Raw genomic sequence first — 25,904 nt, 5'->3', positions numbered from 1 at the left:
GTGTGGGAGCGGGCAACCCCGGCTCCCACATAAACCCGGTGCTCATCGACAACTAGACAATTACCCGCAAAAAAAATAATTAGTGGGAGTATCTCTTCATGCAAGCGACCAAGCCGACCCATGTCCGCTATTTGATCCTGCTCATGCTGTTCCTGGTGACCACGATCAACTACGCCGACCGGGCCACCATCGCCATTGCCGGCTCCAGCCTGCAAAAAGACCTCGGCATCGACGCGGTCACCCTCGGTTATATCTTCTCCGCCTTCGGCTGGGCCTACGTAGCCGGGCAAATCCCCGGCGGCTGGCTGCTCGACCGCTTCGGTTCGAAAAAAGTCTATGCCCTGAGCATTTTCACTTGGTCGTTGTTCACCGTGCTGCAAGGCTATGTCGGTGAGTTTGGTGTCTCCACGGCCGTGGTCGCGCTGTTCATGCTGCGCTTCATGGTGGGCCTGGCCGAGGCGCCGTCGTTTCCGGGAAATGCCCGTATTGTCGCGGCGTGGTTTCCTACGGCGGAAAGGGGCACCGCGTCGGCGATCTTCAACTCGGCGCAGTACTTCGCCACGGTGTTGTTTGCGCCATTGATGGGCTGGATTGTCTACCGCTTCGGCTGGCAGCACGTGTTCATCGTGATGGGGGTGATCGGCATCATTTTCTCGCTGGTCTGGCTGAAAGTTATCCACAGCCCGCGCCAGCATCCGATGATCAACGAGGCCGAGTTCAATCACATCGCCGCCAATGGCGCGATGGTCGACATGGATCAGGACAAGGGCAAAGGCAAGAAAACCGACGGGCCGAAGTGGGACTACATCCGTCAACTGCTGACCAACCGCATGATGCTCGGCGTGTACCTGGGCCAGTACTGCATTAACGGCATCACCTATTTCTTCCTGACCTGGTTCCCGGTGTACCTGGTGCAGGACCGTGGCATGACCATTCTCAAGGCCGGCTTCATTGCCTCGTTACCGGCGATCTGCGGCTTTATCGGCGGTGTGCTCGGCGGGGTGATTTCCGATTACCTGTTGCGTAAGGGCCACTCGCTGACCTTCGCACGCAAGGCGCCGATCATCGGTGGCCTGCTGATTTCCAGCAGCATCGTGGCCTGCAACTATGTGGATATTGAGTGGATGGTGGTGGGGTTCATGGCCTTGGCCTTCTTCGGTAAAGGCGTAGGCGCACTGGGTTGGGCGGTGGTGTCCGACACCTCGCCGAAACAAATCGCCGGCCTCAGTGGTGGCTTGTTCAACACCTTCGGTAATCTGGCGTCGATCACCACACCGATCGTCATCGGCTACATCATCAGCACCACCGGCTCGTTCAAATGGGCGCTGGTGTTCGTCGGCGCCAATGCCCTGGTGGCGGTGTTCAGCTACCTGGTGATTGTCGGCCCGATCAAGCGCGTGGTGCTCAAAGAGCCGCCAAGCCAAGGGCCAGAGCTGACCAACCTTACCCAAGCGCACTCCCGAGGGGCGATGTAATGCAGTTGATTGAACATGCCGACTCGCCGCGCTCGATCCGTTTGCACGAGCGCGACAACGTGGTGATCGTGGTAAACGACCAGGGCGTGCCGGCCGGGACTGAATTCCCCGACGGCCTGGTCACCGTGGACTTTATCCCCCAGAGCCACAAGGTGACGTTGGAAGACATCCCCGAGGGTGGCCGGATTATTCGCTACGGCCAGACCATCGGTTATGCCTTGGCGCCAATCCCACGCGGCAGTTGGGTGCAGGAAGATCAACTGCGCATGCCCACCGCGCCACCGCTGGACAGTTTGCCGCTGTCCACCGAAGTGCCTGAAACCCAGGCGCCGTTGGAGGGTTTTACCTTCGAGGGCTATCGCAATGCCGATGGCACCGTGGGCACGCGCAATATCCTTGGCATCACCACCACCGTGCAGTGCGTTACCGGTGTGCTGGACCATGCAGTCAAGCGCATCAAGGACGAGTTGCTGCCCAAATACCCCCACGTCGATGATGTGGTGGCGCTGACCCACAGCTATGGCTGCGGCGTGGCGATCACGGCGACGGATGCTTATATTCCGATCCGTACCGTGCGCAACCTGGCACGTAACCCGAACCTGGGCGGTGAAGCCTTGGTGATCAGCCTGGGCTGCGAGAAATTGCAGGCCGGGCAGGTGATGCACGACAACGACAGCTCCGTGGACCTGAGCGAGCCGTGGCTGTACCGCTTGCAGGATTCCAGCCACGGTTTTACCGAGATGATCGAGCAGATCATGGAACTGGCCGAAGTGCGCTTGAAAAAACTCGACCAGCGCCGCCGGGAAACGGTGCCGGCTTCCGAGCTGATCCTGGGCATGCAGTGCGGTGGCAGTGATGCGTTTTCCGGCATCACCGCCAACCCGGCACTGGGGTATGCCTCGGATCTGTTGCTGAGGGCCGGGGCGACGGTGATGTTTTCCGAAGTGACTGAAGTGCGCGATGCGATTTACCTGCTGACTTCACGCGCACAGAACGAAGAAGTTGCCCGCGAGCTGGTCAGGGAAATGGACTGGTACGACCGTTACCTGGCCAAGGGCGAGGCGGACCGCAGCGCCAATACCACGCCGGGGAACAAGAAGGGCGGGCTGTCGAACATTGTCGAGAAGTCCTTGGGTTCCATCGTCAAATCCGGCAGCAGTGCGATCAACGGCGTACTTGGCCCGGGCGAGCGCTTCAAAAGCAAGGGCCTGATCTTCTGTGCCACACCGGCCAGTGATTTTGTGTGTGGCACCTTGCAACTGGCGGCAGGGATGAACCTGCATGTGTTCACCACTGGGCGCGGCACACCGTACGGGCTGGCAATGGCGCCAGTGGTGAAGGTCTCGACCCGCACCGAGCTGGCCCAACGTTGGCCGGACCTGATCGATATCGACGCAGGGCGCATCGCTACCGGGCGCGCGAGCATCGAGGAACTGGGCTGGGAGTTGTTCCACTTCTACCTGGACGTGGCCAGTGGCAGAAAGCAGACGTGGGCGGAGCGGCATAAGCTGCATAACGACATTACGCTTTTCAATCCGGCGCCGATTACTTGAGACCCAGTCGCCTGCATCGGGAGCAAGCCCCCTCCCACATTTGACCGAGTATTACCTTTGTAATGCAATCAAATGTGGGAGGGGGCTTGCTCCCGATAGCGGTAGACCAGACGACAGGGTTTCCATGGCTTATCATTAGCCAACTGAAGACGCCCACCAAGGTTCTCCCCGGCATGCTGGCAATTTTCCTCACCACCCTCACCATCACCGCGCCGGTGTTTGCCATGCTGTTCCTTGGTGTGTTGCTCAGGCGCATCAACTGGATCAACGATAACTTTATCCACACCGCCTCTTCCCTGGTGTTCAACGTCACCATGCCGGCGTTGCTGTTCCTGGGCATCCTGCATGCCGATCTGCACGCAGCGCTCAAGCCGGGGTTGTTGATCTATTTTGCCGTGGCCACGCTGCTGAGTTTCGCCCTGGCCTGGGGCTGGGCGATTTTTCGCTGCAAGCGCGAGGACCGTGGGATCTACGCCCAGGGCGCGTTTCGTGGCAACAACGGCGTGATTGGCCTGGCGCTGGCGGCCAGTATGTACGGTGACTATGGCATTTCCCTCGGCGCGATCCTGGCGGCGCTGGTGATCCTGTTCTACAACACGTTGTCGACCATCGTGCTGGCGGTGTACAGCCCGGTGATCAAGTCTGACCCGTGGAGCATCTTCAAGAGTGTGGTCGCTAACCCGCTGATCATCAGTGTGATCGTCGCCGCGCCGTTCGCTTACTTCCAGATCGGTTTGCCCGGCTGGCTGGAAAAGTCCTTGCAGTACCTGTCGGACACCACGCTGCCGTTGGCGTTGATTTGCATCGGCGGCACTTTGTCCATGGCCGCGCTGCGCAAGAGCGGCAACATGGCATTGAGCGCGAGCTTGATGAAGATGGTCTGGCTGCCGGTGATCGCGACCTTGGGCGCCTGGTTATTGGGGTTCCGCGGGCCGGAGTTGGGGATTCTGTTCCTGTACTTCGGCGCGCCGACTGCCGCCGCGAGCTTCGTGATGGCCAGGGCGGCGCAAGGCAATCATGAGTTGGCGGCGGCCATCATCGTGATCACCACGCTGATGGCGGCGGTGACCACTAATATCGGGATTTTCGTATTGCAGGCGGGTGGCTGGATTTGAGTTTTGCAGTGTGTTCAGGGGCCTTCGCGAGCAAGCCCGCTCCCACATTCGAGCGCATTTTCATGCTGAAACTCGGACAAATGTGGGAGCGGGCTTGCTCGCGAAAGCGATCGGACAGTCACTGCTGATCTGTCTGATAGGCCTCAATCACTTCCTGCGCCGCTCGAAAGGCATCAATCGCCGCCGGCACACCGGCATACACCGCGCAATGCAACAGCGCTTCGCGAATCTCGTCTACCGTGCAGCCATTATTAAGTGCACCGCGTACGTGACCCTTGAGTTCCTGCGGGCATTTGAGGGCGGTCAGGGCGGCCAGGGTGATCAGGCTGCGGGTCTTGAGCGGTAAGCCTTCGCGGTTCCATACGCTGCCCCATGCGTGTTCGTTGACGAAGTCCTGCAGCGGCTGGGTGAACGCCGTGGCGTTGCCCAGGGCGCGGTCGACGAACACATCGCCCATGACCTGGCGACGCACTTCAACCCCGGGCTTTTTCTGATCGGTCATTGCGATTCCCTCTTGTGTTGGCGGTGCCAGGCGCGCAGTGAGGTGAACAGCAGCAAAACCACCAACGCCGGCAGGACGTAATACAGCATCAACTGTTCAAGTTTGTTGGCCAGGGGCATGCCGGTGGTGAACGCCATCACATGCAGGCCGTACGCCAGGTACAACCCCAGCAGCAGCAGCCCTTCGATACGCGTCACCCGGTAGCCGGTATAGAACACCGGCAGGCACAGGATGATGGCGCCGAGCATGACCGGCAGATCAAAATCCAGCGCGTTAGGCGATACCGACAACGGCGACGGCGCCACCAGGGCAGTAAAGCCCAGCACGCCCAGCAGGTTGAACAGGTTGCTGCCGATCACGTTGCCCACGGCAATCTCCCGTTCACCACGCAAGGCGGCGATGAGCGAAGTGGCGAGGCAGGGCAGCGAGGTGCCGACGCCGATCAGCGTCAGGCCGATGACGCGCTCCGACAGGCCCAGGTCGCCCGCCACATCCACCGCTGCGCCGAGCAGTAAGTGCCCGGCCAACACCAGCACCAGCAACCCGACGAGCATCAGCAACACACTGCTCAGCCACGGCGCCTTGGCCACGGTGTCCAGGGTTCGCGGGCGGCGCGAATGGCGCGTCTGGTAGTGCAGCACACCCAGGTAGGCCACCAGTGCCACGAGCAGCACCCCACCATCGAATGGCGTCAGCACTTCATTGGCGGCCAGGGTAAACACCAGCAGGCCGGCGAGGATCATCACCGGTATGTCCACGCGCACCAGTTGCCGCGACACCCGCAGTGGAATGATCAGCGCGGACAAGCCCAAGGTAACGAGGATATTGAAGATACTGCTGCCAATGACGCTGCCCACGGCAATGTCGGTATTGCCGGCCAGCGTGGCCTGCAGGCTGACGGTCATCTGTGGCGCGCTGCTGCCGAAGGCGACGATGCTCAAGCCGATGATCAACGGCCGCACCTTGAGGCTGGCCGCCAGGCGCACGGCGGCGCGCACCAGGATTTCAGCGCCGACGATCAGCAGCAGCAAGCCGCCGACCAGTTCGAGCAGGCTCCAGGGCGAGAGGGCGTTCAATCCGAAAATGCTCAAGGCTGCCTCAGTCAGTTATTCAGGGCTTGCACGCGAACCCGTGCGGTGCCGCTGCCCAGCATACGCAGTTGCTCGGCAGCCTTGCGGGAAAGGTCGATCAAGCGCCCACGGGTATGCGGGCCGCGGTCATTGATGCGCACCACCACCGATCGGTCGTTGTCGAGATTGGTTACCTTGACCTGGGTGCCGAAGGGCAAGCGCCTGTGGGCGGCGGTCAAAGCGTTCTGGTTGAAAGGTTCACCACTGGCGGTTCGCTTGCCATGGTGTTGGGCGCCGTAATAGGAAGCGGTGCCGGTTTCGTCGTAACCTTTGGGGTCGATGAGGCCGCTGGCGCAACCGGCCAGCAGGGAGGACAAGGCCAGGAGGCCGAGTAGACGCTTCATTGTCAGGAAATCCCCCACTTAAATGTGGGAGGGGGCTTGCTCCCGATAGCGGTTGATCAGCCGGCCGATATAGCGACTGGTACACCGCAATCGGGAGCAAGCCCCCTCCCGCAAGGGGTCCGAGTTGGATATGAAATCCCATTCGGACCATTCACCGCTATCAGCCTTCGAGCTTGCTTTTCAGCAGTTCGTTCACCTGTTGCGGGTTGGCTTTGCCCTTGGACGCTTTCATCGCCTGGCCGACAAAGAAGCCGAACATCTTGCCGCGCTTGGCTTCATCTGCGGCGCGGTATTGCTCGACCTGCTCTGCATTCGCCGCGAGCATTTCATCGAGTACAGCCGAGATGGCGCCGCTGTCGGTGACTTGCTTGAGGCCACGCTTGTCGATGATCTCGTCGGCGCTGCCTTCACCGCTGGCCATGGCTTCGAACACGGTCTTGGCGATCTTGCCGGAGATGGTGTTGTCCTTGATGCGCAGCAGCATGCCGCCCAATTGCTCGGCGCTGACCGGTGCCTCGTCGATTTCCAGGCCCTGTTTGTTCAACAGGCTGCCCAGCTCAACCATCACCCAGTTGGCCGCCAGCTTGGCGTCGCCGGCGATGCTTACGACTTTTTCGAAGTAGTTGGCTTGTTCACGGCTGGAGGCCAGCACGCTGGCATCGTAGATCGACAGTCCGAACTGCTCCTGGAAGCGCTCGCGTTTTTGCTGCGGCAATTCCGGCAAGGTGGCGCGGATATCACTGAGGAACGAATCCTCGAGCACCACCGGCAACAGGTCCGGGTCGGGGAAGTAACGGTAGTCGTTGGCTTCCTCTTTGCTGCGCATGGCGCGGGTTTCGTCTTTGTTCGGATCGTACAGGCGGGTTTGCTGGATCACTTTACCGCCGTCCTCGATCAGTTCGATCTGGCGACGCACTTCGCTGTTGATCGCCTTCTCGATGAAACGGAACGAGTTGACGTTCTTGATCTCGCAGCGGGTGCCGTACTCGGTTTGGCCCTTGGGACGGATCGACACGTTGCAGTCGCAGCGCAGCGAACCTTCGGCCATGTTGCCGTCGCAGATGCCCAGGTAGCGCACCAGCGCGTGGATAGTCTTGACGTAGGCCACGGCTTCCTTGGCGCTGCGCATGTCCGGTTCGGAAACGATTTCCAGCAGCGGCGTGCCGGCACGGTTCAGGTCGATACCGGTAGCGCCCGGGAATTCTTCGTGCAGGCTCTTGCCGGCGTCTTCTTCCAGGTGCGCACGGGTTACGCCGACACGCTTGATGGTGCCGTCTTCCAGCGCGATGTCCAGGTGGCCCTTGCCGACAATCGGCAATTCCATCTGGCTGATCTGGTAGCCCTTGGGCAGGTCCGGGTAGAAGTAGTTCTTGCGTGCAAACACGTTGTGCTGGCCGATCTCGGCGTCAATTGCCAAGCCGAACATCACCGCCATGCGCACCGCTTCCTGGTTCAGCACTGGCAGCACGCCGGGCATGCCCAGGTCGACCAGGCTGGCCTGGGTGTTGGGCTCGGAGCCGAACGTGGTGGCGCTACCGGAGAAAATCTTCGATTGGGTGGCGAGCTGGGTATGAATCTCCAGCCCGATCACAACTTCCCATTGCATAGTGTTCTCCTCAGAAGCCGGTAGGGGTGCGGGTGTGCCAGTCGGTGTTCAACTGGTACTGGTGCGCCACATTGAGCAGGCGGCCTTCCTGGAAATACGGGGCGAGCAATTGCACGCCAACCGGCAGGCCATCGACGAAACCGGCGGGCATGGACAAGCCCGGCAAGCCCGCGAGGTTGGCGGTGATGGTGTAGAGGTCTTCCAGGTACTCGGCGATCGGGTCGCCGGTCTTGGCGCCGATCTTCCAGGCCGGGTTCGGCGTGGTTGGGCCGAGGATCACGTCGACTTCTTCGAAGGCGGTCATGAAGTCGTTCTTGATCAAGCGACGGATTTTCTGCGCCTTGAGGTAGTACGCGTCGTAATAGCCGGCGGACAGGGCGTAGGCACCGACCATGATCCGGCGCTGGACTTCACTGCCGAAGCCTTCGCCACGGGAGCGTTTGTACAGGTCGGTCAGGTCTTTCGGGTTTTCGCAGCGATAGCCGAAGCGTACGCCGTCGAAACGCGACAGGTTGGAGGAGGCTTCTGCCGGAGCGATCACGTAGTACGCAGGAATCGCGTGCTGGTTGTTCGGCAGGCTGATTTCCTTGATCACGGCGCCCAGCTTTTCCAGCGCTTTGATGCTGTTTTGCACCAAGTCGGCGATACGCGGGTCGAGGCCGGCGCTGAAATACTCTTTTGGCACGCCGATGCGCAAGCCCTTGATCGACGTATTCAGGCTGGCGCTGTAGTCCGGAACCGGCTCATCGATGCTGGTGGAGTCCTGTTTATCGAAGCCTGCCATGCCTTGTAACAATATTGCGCAGTCTTCGGCAGTGCGTGCCAATGGGCCGCCCTGATCCAGGCTGGAGGCGTAGGCAATCATGCCCCAACGGGAAACACGACCGTAGGTCGGCTTCAGGCCGGTAAGGTTGGTGAAGGCGGCTGGCTGGCGGATTGAACCACCGGTGTCGGTGGCGGTGGCGGCCGGCAGGAAACGCGCGGCCACGGCGGCGGCCGAGCCACCGGACGAACCTCCGGGCACGTGTTCCAGGTTCCACGGGTTTTTTACCGCGCCGTAGTAGCTCGATTCGTTGGCCGAACCCATGGCGAATTCGTCCATGTTGGTCTTGCCCAGGGTCACGGCCCCGGCGGCAGCCAGCTTGGCCACTACGGTGGCGTCGTAGGGCGCCTTGAAGTTGTCGAGCATCTTCGAGCCGCAACTGGTGCGTATGCCCTGGGTGCAGAACAGGTCTTTGTGGGCAATCGGTGCGCCCAGCAGTGCGCCATTTTCACCGTTGGCGCGACGTGCGTCGGCGGCCCTGGCCTGGCTCAAGGCCAGCTCTTCGGTGAGGCTGATGAAGCTGTTGACCTTGGGATCGTGCTCGGCGATACGCGCCAGCAGGGTCTGGGTCAGCTCTTCGGAAGAAAACGTTTTGTCGGCGAGACCGCGGGCGATCTCGGCCAGAGTCATGTGATGCATGAAAGGCTCTTTCCCTTTAGTCGATGACTTTCGGAACCAGGTACAGGCCGTTTTCGACCGCTGGCGCGATGGACTGGTAGGCCTCGCGGTTATTTCGCTCGGTCACAACGTCTGCGCGCAGGCGCTGGCTGGCTTCCAGTGGGTGAGCCAGAGGCTCGATGCCGTCGGTATTCACGGCCTGCATTTGGTCAACGAGCCCGAGAATGCTGTTCAGGGCTGCGGTGGTCTGTGGAAGATCGGCATCATTGAGGCCAAGCGAGGCCAGATGCGCGATTTTTTCCACGTCGGAGCGTTCAAGCGCCATGGGATTCTCCAGTGGAAAACAGAACGGAGGGCGTCCGTGTGTTAGATTGTCGGAACACTACCGCATTTCTACGGTCATAAGGCCGCGATTGTGGGGGTTGGTGCACAGAAAGTCGGCCAATTTAGCACATTGGCGCCTTGCCCAAAATCCCTGTCGTTGTTAGAGTTTGCCGCACTTTTTTACCCACGCGTTGCCTAGGGTCCCTTTCCCATGTTCAAGAAACTGCGTGGCATGTTTTCCAGCGATCTTTCCATTGACCTGGGCACTGCCAACACCCTTATTTACGTGCGCGAGCGCGGTATCGTCCTGAATGAGCCATCGGTTGTGGCCATTCGGACCCATGGTAATCAGAAAAGTGTCGTTGCCGTTGGCACCGAGGCCAAGCGCATGCTCGGCCGTACACCAGGCAATATTGCTGCCATTCGTCCGATGAAGGATGGCGTGATCGCCGATTTCAGCGTCTGCGAGAAGATGCTGCAGTACTTCATCAACAAGGTTCACGAAAACAGTTTTCTGCAGCCCAGCCCTCGTGTGCTGATCTGCGTTCCGTGCAAGTCCACCCAGGTGGAGCGTCGTGCCATCCGTGAATCGGCCCTGGGTGCCGGTGCCCGCGAAGTGTTCCTGATCGAAGAGCCGATGGCGGCTGCGATCGGTGCCGGCCTGCCGGTGGAAGAAGCCCGCGGCTCGATGGTGGTGGATATCGGTGGTGGCACTACCGAAATCGCCCTGATTTCCCTGAACGGTGTGGTGTATGCCGAATCCGTGCGTGTAGGCGGCGACCGCTTCGACGAAGCGATCATCACGTATGTGCGTCGTAACTACGGCAGCCTGATCGGCGAATCCACCGCCGAGCGCATCAAGCAGGAAATCGGCACCGCTTACCCGGGCGGCGAAGTTCGCGAAGTCGATGTTCGCGGTCGCAACCTGGCCGAAGGCGTTCCACGTGCCTTCACCCTGAACTCCAATGAAGTGCTGGAGGCTCTGCAGGAGTCCCTGGCCACCATCGTTCAGGCCGTGAAGAGCGCCCTGGAGCAATCGCCGCCGGAGCTGGCTTCCGATATTGCCGAGCGTGGCCTGGTGCTGACCGGTGGTGGCGCCTTGCTGCGCGACCTCGACAAGTTGCTGGCCCAGGAAACCGGCCTGCCGGTGATCGTCGCCGAAGACCCGCTGACCTGCGTTGCCCGCGGCGGTGGTCGTGCACTGGAAATGATGGATAAACACACCATGGACCTGCTCTCCAGCGAATAAGATCGCCTGGATGGTTCGTGCTTGGTCGGCAGGCAGCACTTTGCAGTGCTGCCTGTTGGCGTTTATCTTCTTCAATCTGCATCCAGGCCGGTTTGATGCCGTATGAATAAAGAGAACATTTGCCTGGGAGGAGCGGCCTATTAAACCGCTTTTCGCCAAAGGCCCCTCATTGGGCGTGCGCTTATTGGTGCTGGTCGTGCTTTCGGTCGCGCTGATGGTGGTCGATGCCCGCTTTGCACTGCTCAAGCCTGTGCGTAGCCAGATGTCGCTGGTGTTGATGCAGACCTACTGGATCACCGACCTGCCGCAACGGCTCTACCAGGGCGTGGCCAGCCAATTCGGCAGCCGCACTGAGCTGGTCGCCGAGAACGAAAAACTCAAGACTGAAAACCTGCTGCTGCAGGGGCGCATGCAAAAGCTGGCGGCCCTCACCGAGCAGAACGTTCGGCTGCGCGAGTTGCTCAATTCTTCTGCGCTGGTCAACGAAAAGGTCGAAGTGGCCGAATTGATCGGCATGGACCCCAACCCCTTTACACACCGCATCATCATCAACAAGGGTGAGCGTGACGGTGTGGTCCTTGGCCAGCCGGTGCTCGACGCCCGTGGCCTGATGGGCCAGGTAGTGGAGTTGATGCCCTACACCTCGCGGGTATTGCTGCTGACGGACACCACCCACAGTATTCCGGTGCAGGTGAATCGCAACGGCTTGCGCGCGATTGCCAGCGGTACCGGTAACCCTGAGCGGCTGGAACTGCGCCATGTGGCCGATACCGCTGATATCAAGGAAGGCGACCTGCTGGTCAGCTCCGGCCTGGGTCAGCGTTTCCCGGCGGGTTACCCGGTAGCGACGGTCAAGGAAGTGATTCACGATTCCGGCCAGCCGTTCGCCATTGTCCGTGCCGTGCCTACCGCCGCCTTGAACCGCAGCCGCTACCTATTGCTGGTGTTCAGCGACAACCGCACCCCGGAAGAGCGCGCCAACGACGCCGCCCAGGCCCAGGAAGCGGAAGATAAGCAGAATGGCACCGCGCCGGTCGTGCCGGCCACGGTGCCCAAACCCGCTTTCGTCGGTCCGCCTGCACCGGCGGCCGCACCGGCAGCGGCGGCGCCTGTGGCAACGCCGGCCAAACCGGCGGCGCACAACGCACGTCCAGCCAAGCCGGCTGTGGCCAAACCGCCGACCACGACGCCGACCGCCGCTCCGGCCACCACACGGCAGAGGGAGGAATAATGGCCGGTACTCATTCGCGCAATGGCTGGATCGTCTGGCTGACCTTCGCCATTGGTCTGTTGCTCAGCGTTTCGCCACTGCCGCAATTCATGGAAATCCTGCGCCCGCTCTGGCTGGCCCTGCTGTTGGCGTTCTGGTCGTTGAACCTGCCGCACAAAGTGGGCATGGTCACGGCAATGTGCCTGGGCTTGGCGGAAGATGTGCTCTATGGCACCTTGCTAGGCCAGAATGCGTTGATCCTGACCCTGATTACCTTCCTGGTGCTGTCGTTGCAGCAGCGCTTGCGCATGTTCCCGATGTGGCAGCAGTGCCTGGTGATCCTGGTGATCTTCGGCCTGGCGCAGTTGGTGCAGCTATGGCTCAGCGCCCTGACCGGTAATCGCCAGCCGACCCTGGCGTTAGTCTTGCCGGCTCTGGTCAGTGCATTGCTGTGGCCCTGGATCAGTTTTGGCCTGCGTGGGCTGCGTCGTCGCTATAAAATCAATTGAATGGTTGCGAGGCTCTGCCTGGTTATCGAACCCAACAGGGAGAGGCTGCAATGAATTCGCTTTATCTGGCCTCGGGCTCCCCGCGGCGACGCGAGCTGTTGACCCAGATCGGTGTGCCATTCACCGTGGTCAGCGCCGCTATTGATGAAACACCCCTTCCCCACGAACCTGCCGTTGCCTATGTCGAGCGCCTTGCGCGCGGCAAGGCGACCGCGGGTTTTGTTGCGCTTGGCCAGACCTCGGGCGCCTGCGTATTGGGTGCCGATACGGCCGTGATTGTCGATGGCCAGATTCTTGGCAAGCCCGTTGACCAGGCCGATGCGCTGGCGATGCTGATGGCCTTGTCCGGTCGAGAGCATGAAGTACTTACCGCCATCGCCCTTGCCGACGGCCAACGCTGTGAATGCCGACATGTCAGCAGTCGCGTACGTTTTCGCCAGGTTTCTGTCGAAGAGGCTACAACCTACTGGCACAGTGGCGAACCGCAGGACAAGGCTGGCGGCTATGCTATCCAGGGGCTGGGTTCGGTGTTCGTTGCGGGACTCAATGGCAGCTATTCCGCCGTGGTTGGCCTGCCCGTGTGCGAAACCGCGCAACTGCTAGCCCAATTCGGCATACCCTGTTGGCAAAACCTTACCGTGCGCTGAACGCCGTATTCCAGCGCCAAGCCTTGAGCGACCGGTCACTATTGTGAAAACGCCTGAACGAGACCCAGCCATGAGTGAAGAGATTCTGATCAATATCACGCCGATGGAATCGCGCGTGGCGGTGGTAGAGAACGGTGTTCTGCAAGAAGTGCATGTTGAGCGCACCCAGAAGCGCGGGATCGTCGGCAATATCTACAAAGGCAAGGTGGTGCGCGTATTGCCGGGCATGCAGGCGGCATTTGTCGACATCGGCCTGGACCGTGCCGCGTTTATCCATGCTTCGGAAATTTCCCTGCGTGAGGGGCCTGCGGTGGAAAGCATCAGCGCTCTGGTGCACGAAGGGCAGAGCCTGGTGGTGCAAGTCACCAAGGACCCCATCGGTTCCAAGGGGGCACGCTTGACCACTCAGCTGTCGATCCCATCGCGGTACCTGGTGTACATGCCGCGTACCCCCCATGTCGGAATTTCCCTGAAGATCGAAGACGAAGCCGAGCGCGAGCGCCTGAAAAAGGTGGTCAGCGACTGCGTGGCTGCCGAGGGTATCAAGGAGGCTGGCGGGTTTATCCTGCGTACCGCTGCGGAGGGCGCTGGTGCTGATGAAATCCTCATGGATATCCGCTACCTGCGGCGCCTATGGGACCAGATCGACGCACAGATCAAGACCATTGGCGCGCCCAGCGTCATCTATGAAGACCTGGGCCTGGCGCTGCGTACGCTGCGTGACCTGGTCAGCCCGAAGATTGAGAAAATTCGCATCGACTCGCGGGAAACCTTCCAGCGCACCACACAATTTGTTGCCGAGTTGATGCCGGAAATTGCCGATCGCCTGGAGCATTACCCCGGCGAGCGACCCATCTTCGACCTGTATGGCGTCGAAGACGAAATCCAGAAAGCCCTGGAGCGCAAGGTACCGCTCAAATCCGGCGGCTACCTGGTAGTGGATCCGGCGGAAGCCATGACCACCATCGACGTCAACACCGGTGCATTCGTGGGCCATCGCAACCTCGAAGAGACCATTTTCAAGACCAACCTTGAAGCCGCCACGGCAATCGCCCGCCAACTGCGCCTGCGCAACCTCGGCGGCATCATCATCATCGACTTCATCGACATGGAGGATGAAGATCACCAGCGCCAGGTCCTGCGTACCCTCGAGAAGCAGCTGGAGCGCGACCACGCCAAGACCAACATCATCGGTATCACCGAACTGGGCCTGGTGCAGATGACCCGCAAGCGCACCCGCGAAAGCCTGGAGCAAGTGCTGTGCGAGCCGTGCAGCAGTTGCCAGGGGCGCGGTAAATTGAAGACGCCGGAAACCGTTTGCTACGAGATTTTCCGCGAAATCCTGCGCGAGGCGCGCGCCTACCAGGCCGAAGGTTATAGAGTGCTTGCCAACCAGAAAGTGGTCGATCGGCTGCTGGACGAAGAATCCGGCAACGTCGCCGAGCTGGAAAGTTTTATCGGTCGCACGATTCGCTTCCAGGTCGAAACCATGTATTCCCAGGAACAATACGACGTGGTGCTGCTCTGATCCCCAATTGCTTGTTGTATCCGAGACCGGCAAACCTTGATCTGCCGTCCGCTAACTGTTTTTTGAGGGTCGCCTGACATGGAGCGTCTGATACGCTTTTTTGCCGCTTTGACCCGTTGGGGCCTGGGCCTGTGTGCTTTGTTGCTGGTATTGGCGGCAGTGTACGTGAGCCTGGGGCGTGAATTGACCCCATTGGTGGCCGAATACCGCGCTGAAATCGAAGCCAAGGCCCAGGCCGCTGTGGATACGCCCCTGCATATCGGTAGCCTTGAGGGCCGCTGGAGCGGGTTTGCCCCGGTATTGCTGGCTCACGACGTCATGGTCGGCGAGGGCAGCAGTGCCTTGCGCCTGGACCAGGTGGAAGTGGTGCCGGATATGTGGGCCAGCTTGATGGCCCGAGAAGTGCGCATCGCCCACCTGCAAGTCAGTGGCCTGCAACTGAGCGTCAAGGAGGACAAGGACGGCCGCTGGACGCTGCAAGGCTTGCCAGTTCAGGACGACCAGCCGCTGGACCCGCAACAACTGCTGACGCGCATGCAAATGGTCAAGCGCGTATCGGTGCTGGACAGCCAGGTCACCTTGCAACCCTTCGACCAGGCGCCAGTGACTGTGACGTACGTGGGCCTGAGCCTGCACACCGGCATGAGCCATCAGCGCCTGGATGCACGCCTGACGTTGCCCGACGGCCAGCCGCTGGCGGTAAGCCTGCGTAGCCTTATTCGCGCCAGCCATTGGAAAGACGCTGAGGTCGACGCCTACTTGAGCCTGCCGCAAAGCGACTGGGCCAAGTGGATTCCCGCCAGGCTGACCCAGCAATGGAAGCTCACGCAGTTCAAGGCCGGCGGCGAGTTTTGGCTCAGTTGGGCCAAAGGCACCGTGCAAAGCGCTGCGGTGCGCCTCAATTCCCCGCAAGTGAAGGGCAGCTACGCCGACCGCAAGCCCGTGCACCTGGAAAACCTGGCCCTGACCGCCTACCTGCAACGCAGTGACAGCGGTCTTAAGGTGCTGTTTGATTCGCTGGCGATGAACATCGGCGAAACCCGCTGGGAGTCTCGTCTGCAACTACAGCAAAGCCTGGCGACCGACAAGGATCAGGAAGTGTGGAAGCTGCAGGCCGATCGACTCGACCTGACGCCCATCACTCCGCTGCTCAACGCCTTGGCGCCGCTGCCGGATGGTTTCGCCAAGGCCGTCGAGCACCTTAAGGCCACTGGCCTGCTGCGCAATGTGCTGGTGGACTTTCGGCCCCAGGACACTACCGACCAGAAAGTCAGTTTTGCCGCCAACCTTGAGCGTGTCGGTTTCGACGCGTATTTCGGCGCGCCGGCTGCGCGCAATGTGTCCGGGAGCATCAGTGGTGACCTTGGCCATGGCGAGTTGCGCATGGACAGCAAGGATTTTTCCCTGCATCTGTTCCCGATCTTCGCCAAGCCGTGGCAGTACATTCAGGCCAATGCGCGCCTGACCTGGAAACTGGATAAACAAGGTTTCACCCTGATCGCCCCCTATATCAAGGTGCTGGGCGAAGAGGGCAAGGTGGCTGCGGACTTCCTGATCCGCCTGCATTTCGATCATAGCCAGGAAGACTACATGGACCTGCGGGTCGGCATGGTCGATGGCGATGGCCGTTTTACCCCCAAGTATTTGCCGGCCGTGCTGAGCCCCGCACTGGATGAATGGTTGCGCACGGCGATTCTCAAAGGCGCGGTGGATCAAGGTTTCTTCCAGTATCAAGGTTCCCTGAACCACGACGCGCTGCCGGCGTCGCGCAATATCAGCCTGTTCTTCAAGGTGCATGATGCCGAGCTGGCCTTCCAGCCGGGTTGGCCCCATGTGAACAAGGTCAATGGCGAAGTGTTTGTCGAGGAAAGCGGTGTGCGCATCCTGGCGAGCAAGGGGCAATTGCTCGACACCCAGGTCAAGGACGTCTACGTCAATATTCCCCACGCACCGGCCGGCAAGGACAGCCACCTGCTGCTCACCGGTGGGTTTTCCGGTGGCTTGGGCGATGGCCTGAAAATCCTTCAGGAAGCGCCCATCGGTACCGCGTCCACTTTCGCTGGCTGGAAAGGCGAGGGCGACCTGCAAGGTAGCCTGGACCTGGACATTCCCCTGGCTAAAGGCACCGAGCCCAAGATCGTGGTGGACTTCAAGACCGACAAGGCACGCCTGCAATTGGCCGAACCGAGCCTGGACCTGAATCAGCTCAAGGGTGATTTCCGCTTTGACAGCGCCAAGGGCCTGAGTGGGCAGAACATCTCGGCCCAGGCGTTCGACCGGCCGATCACCGCGCAGATTTTTGCCGAGGGCAGGCCGGGCAACATCAGCACCCGCGTGACTGCCAAAGGCCAGGTCACGGTCAAGCGCCTCACGGATTGGTTGAACGTCAGCCAGCCGCTGCCGGTGTCCGGCGATATCCCGTATCAGTTGCAAGTCATCCTGGACGGTGCGGACAGTCAACTGATGGTCAACTCCAACCTCAAAGGTGTCACGGTGGACCTGCCCGCGCCGTTTGGCATGCCGGCCAGCCAGGGGCGTGACAGCACCTACCGCATGACCTTGCAGGGCGCGGAGCGCCGTTACTGGTTTGATTACGGTGAGCTGGCAAACTTCACCTTTGCTGCGCCGCCGGACAAGTTCAATGATGGCCGCGGCGAGCTGTTTCTTGGCGATGGTGATGCCCTGCTGCCTGGTGCAAAGGGCTTGCGCATTCGTGGCGTGCTGTCGGAGCTGGATATCGACCCCTGGAAAAAACTCGTGGACCGCTACGCGGGCAATGACCCGGGCGGCAATGCCAAGCAACTGCTCAGTGGTGCCGATTTCAAAGTGGGCAAGCTGACCGGGTTTGGTACCCAGTTTGACCAGGTCAGCTTGCAGTTGAATCGCAAACCCGCTGCCTGGGGCCTGCAATTGGACAGCCAGCAAGCCAAGGGCACGGTGAATCTGCCGGACGCCAAGGGCGCGCCGATAGCCGTCAACCTCAAGTATGTGAAGCTACCCGCGGTGGACCCGTCGGTGCAGGCAGATGAAAACGCGCCGGACCCGCTGGCCGATATCGACCCTAAAAGCATTCCGGCGCTGGATATCGCTGTAGATCAACTGTTCCAGGGGCCGGACCTGATAGGCGCGTGGTCGCTGAGGATCCGTCCGACCGCCAAGGGCCTGGCCTTCAACAACCTCGACCTGGGCCTCAAGGGCCTGCAGCTCAAGGGCGCCGGCGGTTGGGAAGGTGCGCCGGGCGCCAGCAGCAGCTGGTACAAGGGCCGGCTGGACGGCAAGAACATTGCCGACGTGCTCAAGGGTTGGGGCTTTGCGCCTACGGTGACCAGCGAAGATTTCCACCTGGACGTGGATGGCCGTTGGCCGGGCTCGCCAGCCTGGGTCGGACCCAAGCGTTTCTCCGGCAGCCTGGATGCGGCATTCCGTAAAGGTCAGTTCGTCGAAGTGGAGGGCGGCGCCCAGGCGTTGCGGGTGTTTGGCCTGCTCAACTTCAACTCCATTGGCCGGCGTTTGCGTTTGGACTTTTCCGACCTGCTGGGCAAGGGCTTGAGCTATGACCGGGTCAAAGGCTTGCTGGCCGCCAGTAATGGGGTGTTCGTGACCCGTGAGCCGATCACCATGACCGGGCCCTCCACCAATCTGGAACTCAACGGTACCCTGGACCTGGTGGCTGATCGCGTCGACGCCAAGTTGCTGGTCACGTTGCCTGTGACCAACAACCTGCCGATCGCAGCGCTGATCGTCGGTGCTCCTGCCATTGGTGGTGCGCTGTTCCTGATCGATAAACTGATCGGTGACCGGGTTTCACGCTTCGCCAGTGTGCAATACAAGGTCCAAGGCCCCTGGAAGGATCCGAAAATCACCTTCGACAAGCCATTTGAAAAGCCAAACTGAGAGCCTGTGGAGTAGCATGGCCCGATGCCCTGTATGGAGTGTCGGCCCATGTCCTTTGCGGTAATTCAAATGGTCAGCCAGAGTGACGTGCTGGCTAATCTCAGCCAGGCACGCCGCCTGCTGGAACAAGCGGCGGCGGGTGGCGCGAAACTCGTGGTCCTGCCAGAGAACTTCGCCGCCATGGGGCGCCGTGACGTGGCCGATATCGGCCGCGCCGAGGCATCGGGTGAAGGTCCGATCCTGCCATGGTTGAAACGGGCCGCCCGCGACCTCACCTTATGGATAGTGGCCGGCACGTTGCCGTTGCCACCCAGGGACCAACCGAACGCCAAGTCCAACGCTTGCTCGCTGCTGATCAATGATCAGGGTGAAATCGTCGCTCGCTACGACAAACTCCACCTGTTTGATGTGGACGTAGCGGATGCTCGTGGTCGTTATCGCGAATCTGACGACTATGCTTTCGGAAGCAATGTGGTGGTGGCGGATACGCCAGTGGGCCGCTTGGGACTGACAGTGTGCTACGACTTGCGTTTCCCCGAGCTGTACAGCGAACTGCGCGCGGCGGGGGCTGAATTGATTACCGCGCCCTCGGCCTTTACGGCGGTGACCGGGGCCGCCCATTGGGATGTGCTGATTCGGGCGCGGGCCATCGAAACCCAGTGCTACCTGCTGGCGGCCGCTCAAGGTGGCGTGCACCCAGGCCCACGGGAAACCCATGGCCACGCGGCGATTGTCGACCCCTGGGGTCGGGTGCTGGCACAACAGGATCAAGGCGAAGCGGTGTTACTGGCCGAACGCGATAGCAGTGAACAGGCGTCGATACGGGCGCGCATGCCGGTGGTCAACCATCGGCGCTTTTTCTCGCAGGGCGCGCAGCGGCCTGCTTCAGAACGATGAATTTAAGGCCAAACCTATGAGCGAGTTGTTGTCCTCAGTCAGTGAACACCTCCTGGCACCCGGTGGCGTGACCATCGAAAATCTGCAAACTGTGCTGGGCGATCTGGCAGGGCCAGGTATCGACGCGGCCGACCTGTATTTCCAGGGGCAGATTTCCGAGTCCTGGGCGCTGGAAGATGGCATCGTCAAGGAAGGCAGTTTCAACCTTGACCAAGGCGTAGGCGTGCGTGCGCAATCCGGTGAAAAAACCGGCTTTGCCTACAGCAATGCGATCACCTTGGAAGCCCTGGGCCTGGCGTCGCGTGCTGCACGCTCGATTTCCCGTGCCGGCCAGAACGGTACCGTGCAGGCATTCAGCACCCAGGACGTGGCGCAGTTGTATGCGCCGGATAACCCGCTGGAAGTGATCAGCCGTGCCGAAAAGGTCGAGCTGCTCAAGCGTGTCGACGCGGCTACCCGCGCCCTGGACCCGCGTATCCAGCAAGTGACCGTGAGCATGGCCGGCGTGTGGGAGCGCATCCTCGTTGCCTCAACCGATGGCGGGCTGGCGGCGGATGTGCGGCCGCTGGTGCGTTTCAATGTGAGTGTGATCGTTGAGCAGAACGGTCGCCGCGAGCGCGGTGGCCATGGCGGCGGCGGGCGCACTGACTATCGTTATTTCCTCGCTGACGACCGTGCCATGGGCTATGCCCGTGAGGCGTTGCGCCAGGCGTTGGTCAACCTGGAAGCGATCCCGGCGCCGGCCGGTACATTGCCGGTGGTGCTGGGCTCGGGTTGGTCCGGCGTGTTGCTCCACGAAGCCGTGGGCCATGGTCTGGAAGGCGACTTCAACCGCAAGGGCAGTTCTGCCTACAGTGGGCGTATGGGTGAGATGGTTGCGTCGAAGCTATGCACCATTGTCGATGACGGCACCTTGGCCGGTCGCCGTGGCTCGTTGAGCATCGATGACGAAGGCACGCCGACCGAGTGCACCACCCTGATCGAAAACGGCGTGCTCAAGGGCTATATGCAAGACAAGCTCAATTCCCGCCTGATGGGCGTGGCGCGTACCGGTAACGGCCGTCGTGAATCCTACGCGCACCTGCCGATGCCGCGTATGACCAACACCTACATGCTCGGTGGCGAAAGCGATCCGGCGGAAATCATTGCCTCGGTGAAGCGCGGCATTTACTGCGCCAACCTCGGCGGTGGCCAGGTGGACATCACCAGTGGCAAGTTCGTGTTCTCCACCAGCGAGGCGTACCTGATCGAAGACGGCAAGATTACCGCGCCGGTCAAAGGGGCGACGTTGATTGGTAACGGGCCGGAAGCCATGAGCAAGGTGTCGATGGTCGGTAACGACCTGTCGCTGGACAGCGGTGTAGGCACGTGCGGGAAGGATGGGCAGTCGGTGCCGGTCGGCGTAGGCCAGCCGACCCTGAAAATTGATGCGATCACCGTGGGTGGCACGGGGTCGTAGGGCCGGGAGCTTCGGGTGGCGAAGGCCGCCACCCGGGGAAGAGGATCAGCGCAGACCGCGTTGAGTCTCGTCCAGCTCACGGATGTACTTGAAGATTTTACGGCTGGTGGCCGGCGCTTTGTTATGCGCCAGTTCGTGCTGGGCCTGACGGATCAGGGAGCGCAGTTGCTGGCGGTCCGCATCCGGGTAGTCCATCACGAATTTCTCCAGCACGGCGTCATCGCCCGCGATCAGGCGGTCACGCCAACGTTCCAGGTTATGGAAGCGTTCGTTGTACTGGCGCGTGGAGGCATCGGTTTGATCAAGCAAGGCCAGAATGGCGTCAGTGTCCTGATCGCGCATCAGTTTGCCGATAAACATGATGTGCCGTTTACGCGCGATATTCGCGCTGTGCTTGGGCGCATCTGCCAGGGCCCGGCGCATTTCGTCGGTCAGTGGCAGTTTTGCAATCAAGTCGGGCTTGAGCGTTGTAAGGCGCTCGCCGAGGTCAACCAGCGCATGCAGCTCGCGTTTGACCTGGGTTTTGCTTTTCTCCCCATCGAGGGAGTCGTCGTAAGAATCAACCATGGTGGCAGTCCGCAAAGAAACGCCGCCATGATAACCAGTCGGGGGCCGCTTGTCCGGCCCGGTCGCTCGATGGCCTTAACCGAAAGCAGAATTTGAGTGGAGAAAACCATGAGTGCAGCCCAAAGCGTCGGTCCGCAAGCGTTACCGGCACTGCAGGAACAAGTCGAGCAGATCCTTGCCGAGGCCAAGCGCCAGGGAGCCAGTGCCTGTGAAGTGGCGGTGTCGCTGGAGCAGGGTCTGTCGACTTCGGTGCGTCAGCGGGAAGTGGAAACGGTTGAATTCAATCGCGACCAGGGGTTCGGTATCACCTTGTACGCAGGCCAGCGCAAGGGCTCGGCCAGCACCTCGGCCAGTGGCCCGGAGGCCATTCGCGAGACCGTAGCCGCAGCATTGGCGATTGCCAAGCACACTTCCGAAGATGAAAGTTCGGGGCTGGCCGACAAGGCACTGATGGCCAGGGAAGTACAGGACTTCGATTTGTACCATGCCTGGGACATCACCCCTGAGCAAGCCATCGAGCAAGCGCTGATCTGCGAAGCGGCGGCCTTCGATGCCGACTCCCGGATCAAGAATGCTGACGGCACCACGCTGAGCACCCACCAGGGTTGTCGCGTATACGGCAACAGCCATGGTTTTATCGGCGGCTCTGCGTCCACGCGTCACAGCCTCAGCTGCGTGATGATCGCCGAGGCGAATGGCCAGATGCAGCGTGATTACTGGTATGACGTGAATCGCCAGGGCGATTTGTTGGCCGACCCCGTGAGCATTGGCCAGCGTGCCGCGCAACGAGCCGCCAGCCGCCTGGGCGCACGCCCGGTGCCAACATGCGAAGTGCCGGTGCTGTTTTCCGCAGAGTTGGCCGGTGGTTTGTTCGGCAGCTTCCTGGGGGCGATTTCCGGTGGCAACCTGTACCGCAAATCTTCGTTCCTTGAAGGCGCAATCGGCCAGAAGCTGTTTCCTGAGTGGCTGACCATTGACGAGCGCCCACACCTGATGCGTGCCATGGGCAGTTCGTCGTTCGACGGCGATGGCCTGGCGACCTATGCAAAGCCGTTTGTCGAGAAGGGCGAGTTGGTCTCCTATGTATTGGGCACTTATGCAGGTCGCAAGCTTGGCCTGCCAAGTACCGCCAACTCCGGCGGCGTGCACAACCTGTTCGTGACCCATGGCGATGAAGACCAGGCTGCGTTGTTGCGGCGTATGGGACGTGGGTTGCTGGTGACTGAATTGATGGGCCATGGCCTGAATATGGTCACGGGTGATTACTCCCGTGGCGCGGCGGGATTCTGGGTGGAAAACGGCGAAATTCAATTCGCCGTCCAGGAAGTGACGATCGCCGGAAATATGCGCGATATGTTCAAGCAGATCGTTGCCGTGGGTAATGACTTGGAGCTGCGCAGTAACATCCGTACAGGCTCCGTGCTTATCGAGCGGATGACTGTCGCTGGTAGCTAACCTCTCCAGCACTCAATAAAAGGCGCGCCATTCTCAGGATGGCGCGCCTTTTTTTATGGCCCTGTCGCAGGCGGATTAACCCTGCGCACTTGTTTTGATTCTCAATATCATTTAATAATAAATATCATTACCGAATGAGTGTGGATCATGAGTTCTGTCCTGCATGAGGATCCTTACCTGGAGAGCTGGCGTTGGATGAGTCGCCAGATTCGCTGCGGCCTCGATCCCAATGAGCCGCGCCTCATCGAGCATTACCTCAATGAAGGTCGATACCTGGCATGTTGTACCGCGACCCATCCGTGGACGATCGCCGAAACTTCATTCCGCTTGCTGATCGACACCGCCAGCGATATCGCGCTGCCCTGGCATTGGCGTTCGATGTGCCTGGATCAAGCCTGGCGACCATTACGCGACCTGGAAAAACTTTCCCACTGTGCCTGCCGCCTCAAGCGCTGGCAGACCTTTGCCTGGCAATTGGCGACCTGCCAATTGCTGCCATCAATTTCTCACTCCGACTTGGTGCAAGGATCTTCCGATGAGTAACACCCGTATCGAACGTGACAGCATGGGCGAGCTGCAAGTCCCCGCAGATGCTTTGTATGGCGCGCAAACCCAGCGTGCGGTGAACAACTTTCCGATCAGCAGCCAACGCATGCCGGCGCAATTCATTCGCGCCCTGATCCTGGCCAAGACCGCAGCCGCCAGAGTCAACATCGAGCTCAAGCAAATCAGCGAAGGGCAGGGCAAAGCCATCGTCGATGCCGCCCAAGGCCTGCTGGAAGGCGACTACATGCAGCACTTCCCGGTGGACATCTTCCAGACCGGCTCCGGCACCAGCTCCAATATGAATGCCAACGAAGTGATTGCGACCCTTGCCAGCCGTTTGCTCGGCGAGGCCGTCAATCCCAACGATCACGTCAATTGCGGCCAAAGCAGCAATGACATCATCCCCACCACCATTCATGTCAGCGCCGCGTTGGTACTGCATGAGCAAACGCTGCCGGCGCTGTTGCACCTGGTGCAGGTGATCGAGCGGAAGGCCGAAGAGGTGCACCCGTTCATCAAGACCGGCCGTACGCACCTGATGGACGCCATGCCGGTGCGTATGAGCCAGGTGTTGAATGGCTGGGCGCAGCAGCTCAAGGCCAATATCGGGCATCTGCAAGATTTGCTTCCGGCCTTGCAGGCACTGGCCCAGGGCGGCACGGCGGTTGGCACCGGGATCAACGCGCATCCCGAGTTTGCCGGGCGTTTCAGCCAGCAACTGAGCAGCTTGACCGGGGTGAAGTTCACCCCAGGCAGCAATCTGTTTGCGCTGATTGGCTCCCAGGACACTGCCGTCGCAGTCTCCGGCCAGTTGAAAGCCACCGCGGTGTCGCTGATGAAGATCGCCAACGACCTGCGCTGGATGAACTCCGGCCCACTCGCCGGCCTCGGTGAAATCGAGTTGGAAGGCTTGCAACCGGGCTCGTCGATCATGCCGGGCAAGGTCAACCCGGTGATCCCGGAAGCCACGGCCATGGTTGCCGCGCAGGTCATCGGCAATGACACGGTGATCACCGTGGCCGGTCAATCAGGCAACTTCGAGTTGAACGTGATGCTGCCGATCATCGCCCAGAACCTACTCAGTAGCCTTGAATTGCTCGCTAACTCGAGCCGTTTGCTAGCGGACAAGGCGATTGCCAGCTTCAAGGTTAACGAAGCCAAGCTCAAGGAAGCGCTCTCGCGCAACCCGATCCTGGTCACCGCACTTAACCCGATCATTGGTTACCAAAAGGCCGCTGAAATCGCCAAGAAGGCTTATCAGCAAGGCCGCCCGGTGATCGATGTCGCCCTCGAGCACACCGACCTGCCGCGCAGCCAACTGGAGGTCCTGCTGGACCCGGAAAAGCTCACGGCAGGCGGCGTGTAATCAACGACCCTGCTTTGGAGGCTCACCATGGAGCACTGGAAACGCACGATCGAACGGGCCAATCGCTGCTTTATGGCGGGTGAGCTGGTTGACGCCCGCGAGGCTTATCTGCAAGCCCTGGCCCTGGCCCAAGTGTTGTTCGAACGCTGGGCAGATGCCGACGAAGCAGTGGCGGCTTGCGTCATTTCCCATCACAACCTGGCGGACCTGCACTTGCGCCTGAACCAGCCTGAGGAAAGCGCAGAATACCTTTGTGCCATCCACCAGCGCCTGTTGCAGACCATGCAAGACCCGCGCCTAAGCCCGCAACTGCGCGAGGCGGCGTTGCGTCAGAGCAGCAAGACCTATGTTGAGTTGTTGAACTTCATCAGCGATCACGGCGAGTACCCGCGCACCCATCGCTTGCTGGGCGCTGCGGCGCCGCAATCGACCACGTCTCAATACGGAGCACATTGATATGACCTACACCTTGCCGGCTTTGCCTTACGCTTACGACGCTCTTGAGCCGCATATCGATGCGCAAACCATGGAGATTCACTACACCAAGCACCATCAGACCTATATCAACAACCTCAATGCTGCGGTAGAGGGCACTGAGTTCGCCGGTTGGCCGGTGGAAAAACTGGTTTCCAGCGTCCAGCAACTGCCGGAAAAGCTACGTGCTGCGGTGATCAACCAAGGCGGCGGGCACGCGAACCATTCATTGTTCTGGGCCGTCATGTCGCCCAAAGGCGGCGGTAAGCCAGAAGGAGCGCTGGGCGAGGCCATCGATGCGCAACTGGGCGGTTATGACAGTTTCAAGGAGGCTTTCACCAAGGCCGCGTTGACCCGTTTCGGCAGCGGCTGGGCCTGGCTGAGCGTCACCCCGCAAAAAACACTGGTTGTGGAAAGCAGCGGCAACCAGGACAGCCCACTGATGAGCGGTAACACGCCTATCCTCGGCCTGGACGTCTGGGAGCACGCTTATTACCTGCTGTACCAGAACCGCCGTCCCGAATACATCAATGCCTTCTACAGTGTCATCAACTGGCCGGAAGTCGCTGCACGCTACCAGGCCGCCTTGGCCTGATATTCCTCTATAACAAGA

Annotated in this window: 23 protein-coding genes; 16 read left to right on the top strand and 7 right to left on the bottom strand. The window is 60.6% G+C overall.

All coding sequences use genetic code 11. The annotated features are described in order from the left end of the window. Positions 1-98 precede the first annotated feature (98 nt). The 3 genes from JFT66_RS09965 to JFT66_RS09955 all read left to right on the top strand — a co-directional run bounded on the left by JFT66_RS09965 (position 99) and on the right by JFT66_RS09955 (position 4,143). The gene (locus JFT66_RS09965) at positions 99-1,475 is read left to right on the top strand and encodes an MFS transporter (protein WP_034118095.1); all 1,377 of its coding nucleotides are present in this window, start codon (positions 99-101) and stop codon (positions 1,473-1,475) included. Next, the gene (gene garD / locus JFT66_RS09960; RefSeq protein ID WP_153838897.1) at positions 1,475-3,028 is read left to right on the top strand and encodes a galactarate dehydratase; all 1,554 of its coding nucleotides are present in this window, start codon (positions 1,475-1,477) and stop codon (positions 3,026-3,028) included. The genes JFT66_RS09965 and garD overlap by 1 nt, the downstream gene beginning before the upstream one ends. Before the next feature lie 173 nt (positions 3,029-3,201). After that, complete coding sequence (locus JFT66_RS09955; RefSeq protein ID WP_034118097.1) at positions 3,202-4,143, top strand: AEC family transporter; 942 nt, start codon at positions 3,202-3,204, stop codon at positions 4,141-4,143. A 118-nt stretch (positions 4,144-4,261) separates the two neighbouring features. Here JFT66_RS09955 and JFT66_RS09950 read toward each other — a convergent pair whose 3' ends face one another. The 6 genes from JFT66_RS09950 to gatC form a co-directional block, all read right to left on the bottom strand. Continuing rightward, positions 4,262-4,645, bottom strand: coding sequence for a carboxymuconolactone decarboxylase family protein (locus tag JFT66_RS09950; protein WP_034118098.1), 384 nt, complete (start codon positions 4,643-4,645; stop codon positions 4,262-4,264). After that, positions 4,642-5,721: a calcium/sodium antiporter gene (locus JFT66_RS09945; protein WP_034118099.1), complete on the bottom strand. Its 1,080-nt coding sequence runs from the start codon at positions 5,719-5,721 to the stop codon at positions 4,642-4,644. Before JFT66_RS09945 ends, JFT66_RS09950 begins: the two co-directional genes overlap by 4 nt. Before the next feature lie 26 nt (positions 5,722-5,747). Further along, positions 5,748-6,119: a septal ring lytic transglycosylase RlpA family protein gene (locus tag JFT66_RS09940; RefSeq protein WP_153838896.1), complete on the bottom strand. Its 372-nt coding sequence runs from the start codon at positions 6,117-6,119 to the stop codon at positions 5,748-5,750. 160 nt (positions 6,120-6,279) lie between these two features. Continuing rightward, positions 6,280-7,725: an Asp-tRNA(Asn)/Glu-tRNA(Gln) amidotransferase subunit GatB gene (gatB, locus tag JFT66_RS09935; protein ID WP_153838895.1), complete on the bottom strand. Its 1,446-nt coding sequence runs from the start codon at positions 7,723-7,725 to the stop codon at positions 6,280-6,282. A 10-nt stretch (positions 7,726-7,735) separates the two neighbouring features. Beyond that, on the bottom strand, positions 7,736-9,187 hold the full coding sequence (gene gatA, locus JFT66_RS09930) for an Asp-tRNA(Asn)/Glu-tRNA(Gln) amidotransferase subunit GatA (RefSeq protein ID WP_153838894.1): 1,452 nt from the start codon (positions 9,185-9,187) through the stop codon (positions 7,736-7,738). 16 nt (positions 9,188-9,203) lie between these two features. Beyond that, on the bottom strand, positions 9,204-9,491 hold the full coding sequence (gatC, locus tag JFT66_RS09925) for an Asp-tRNA(Asn)/Glu-tRNA(Gln) amidotransferase subunit GatC (protein WP_003188556.1): 288 nt from the start codon (positions 9,489-9,491) through the stop codon (positions 9,204-9,206). 210 nt (positions 9,492-9,701) lie between these two features. Here gatC and mreB point away from each other — a divergent pair, with 210 nt between their 5' ends. The 8 genes from mreB (at position 9,702) to tldD (ending at position 20,883) form a co-directional block, all read left to right on the top strand. Further along, a complete protein-coding gene (gene mreB, locus JFT66_RS09920) occupies positions 9,702-10,739 on the top strand; it encodes a rod shape-determining protein MreB (RefSeq protein WP_002555108.1) in 1,038 nt (345 codons plus the stop codon). 139 nt (positions 10,740-10,878) lie between these two features. Then, entirely contained in the window at positions 10,879-11,970 is a 1,092-nt protein-coding gene (gene mreC / locus JFT66_RS09915; RefSeq protein ID WP_198809599.1) for a rod shape-determining protein MreC, read from the top strand. Continuing rightward, on the top strand, positions 11,970-12,458 hold the full coding sequence (gene mreD / locus JFT66_RS09910; RefSeq protein ID WP_003188558.1) for a rod shape-determining protein MreD: 489 nt from the start codon (positions 11,970-11,972) through the stop codon (positions 12,456-12,458). Before mreC ends, mreD begins: the two co-directional genes overlap by 1 nt. A 50-nt stretch (positions 12,459-12,508) precedes the next feature. Beyond that, entirely contained in the window at positions 12,509-13,105 is a 597-nt protein-coding gene (locus JFT66_RS09905) for a Maf family protein (RefSeq protein WP_034118105.1), read from the top strand. A gap of 70 nt (positions 13,106-13,175) precedes the next feature. Continuing rightward, positions 13,176-14,633: a ribonuclease G gene (gene rng, locus JFT66_RS09900; protein ID WP_034118106.1), complete on the top strand. Its 1,458-nt coding sequence runs from the start codon at positions 13,176-13,178 to the stop codon at positions 14,631-14,633. Between the two features lie 78 nt (positions 14,634-14,711). Beyond that, positions 14,712-18,527, top strand: coding sequence for a YhdP family protein (locus JFT66_RS09895; RefSeq protein ID WP_198859189.1), 3,816 nt, complete (start codon positions 14,712-14,714; stop codon positions 18,525-18,527). 48 nt (positions 18,528-18,575) lie between these two features. After that, positions 18,576-19,424, top strand: a complete 849-nt coding sequence (locus tag JFT66_RS09890; RefSeq protein WP_198859188.1) for a carbon-nitrogen hydrolase family protein — start codon at positions 18,576-18,578, stop codon at positions 19,422-19,424. Positions 19,425-19,440: 16 nt separating this feature from the next. Continuing rightward, on the top strand, positions 19,441-20,883 hold the full coding sequence (gene tldD, locus JFT66_RS09885; protein WP_198859187.1) for a metalloprotease TldD: 1,443 nt from the start codon (positions 19,441-19,443) through the stop codon (positions 20,881-20,883). 45 nt (positions 20,884-20,928) lie between these two features. Here tldD and yjgA read toward each other — a convergent pair whose 3' ends face one another. Next, a complete protein-coding gene (yjgA, locus tag JFT66_RS09880; RefSeq protein ID WP_034118110.1) occupies positions 20,929-21,450 on the bottom strand; it encodes a ribosome biogenesis factor YjgA in 522 nt (173 codons plus the stop codon). A gap of 108 nt (positions 21,451-21,558) precedes the next feature. Between yjgA and pmbA the strand changes: the two genes are divergently transcribed. The 5 genes from pmbA (at position 21,559) to JFT66_RS09855 (ending at position 25,886) form a co-directional block, all read left to right on the top strand. Beyond that, positions 21,559-22,905 (top strand): metalloprotease PmbA, encoded by a 1,347-nt coding sequence (gene pmbA / locus JFT66_RS09875; RefSeq protein WP_198859186.1) that lies wholly within the window; start codon positions 21,559-21,561, stop codon positions 22,903-22,905. Positions 22,906-23,052: 147 nt separating this feature from the next. Beyond that, the gene (locus JFT66_RS09870; RefSeq protein ID WP_034118112.1) at positions 23,053-23,448 is read left to right on the top strand and encodes a hypothetical protein; all 396 of its coding nucleotides are present in this window, start codon (positions 23,053-23,055) and stop codon (positions 23,446-23,448) included. Next, positions 23,441-24,817, top strand: coding sequence for a class II fumarate hydratase (locus JFT66_RS09865; RefSeq protein WP_153870187.1), 1,377 nt, complete (start codon positions 23,441-23,443; stop codon positions 24,815-24,817). Before JFT66_RS09870 ends, JFT66_RS09865 begins: the two co-directional genes overlap by 8 nt. 27 nt (positions 24,818-24,844) lie before the next feature. Next, complete coding sequence (locus JFT66_RS09860) at positions 24,845-25,273, top strand: hypothetical protein (RefSeq protein ID WP_153838890.1); 429 nt, start codon at positions 24,845-24,847, stop codon at positions 25,271-25,273. 1 nt (position 25,274) lies between these two features. Next, positions 25,275-25,886 carry a superoxide dismutase gene (locus tag JFT66_RS09855; protein ID WP_034118115.1) on the top strand — a complete coding sequence of 204 codons (612 nt, stop codon included), beginning with the start codon at positions 25,275-25,277 and terminating at the stop codon, positions 25,884-25,886. Positions 25,887-25,904 lie beyond the last annotated feature (18 nt).

This window comes from Pseudomonas sp. MF6755 (assembly GCF_016405635.1).
Taxonomy (GTDB): Bacteria; Pseudomonadota; Gammaproteobacteria; order Pseudomonadales; family Pseudomonadaceae; genus Aquipseudomonas; species Aquipseudomonas haemolytica.
Note: the sequence above shows the minus strand (reverse complement) of the source record. Positions and strands in the feature narration are given on the sequence as shown.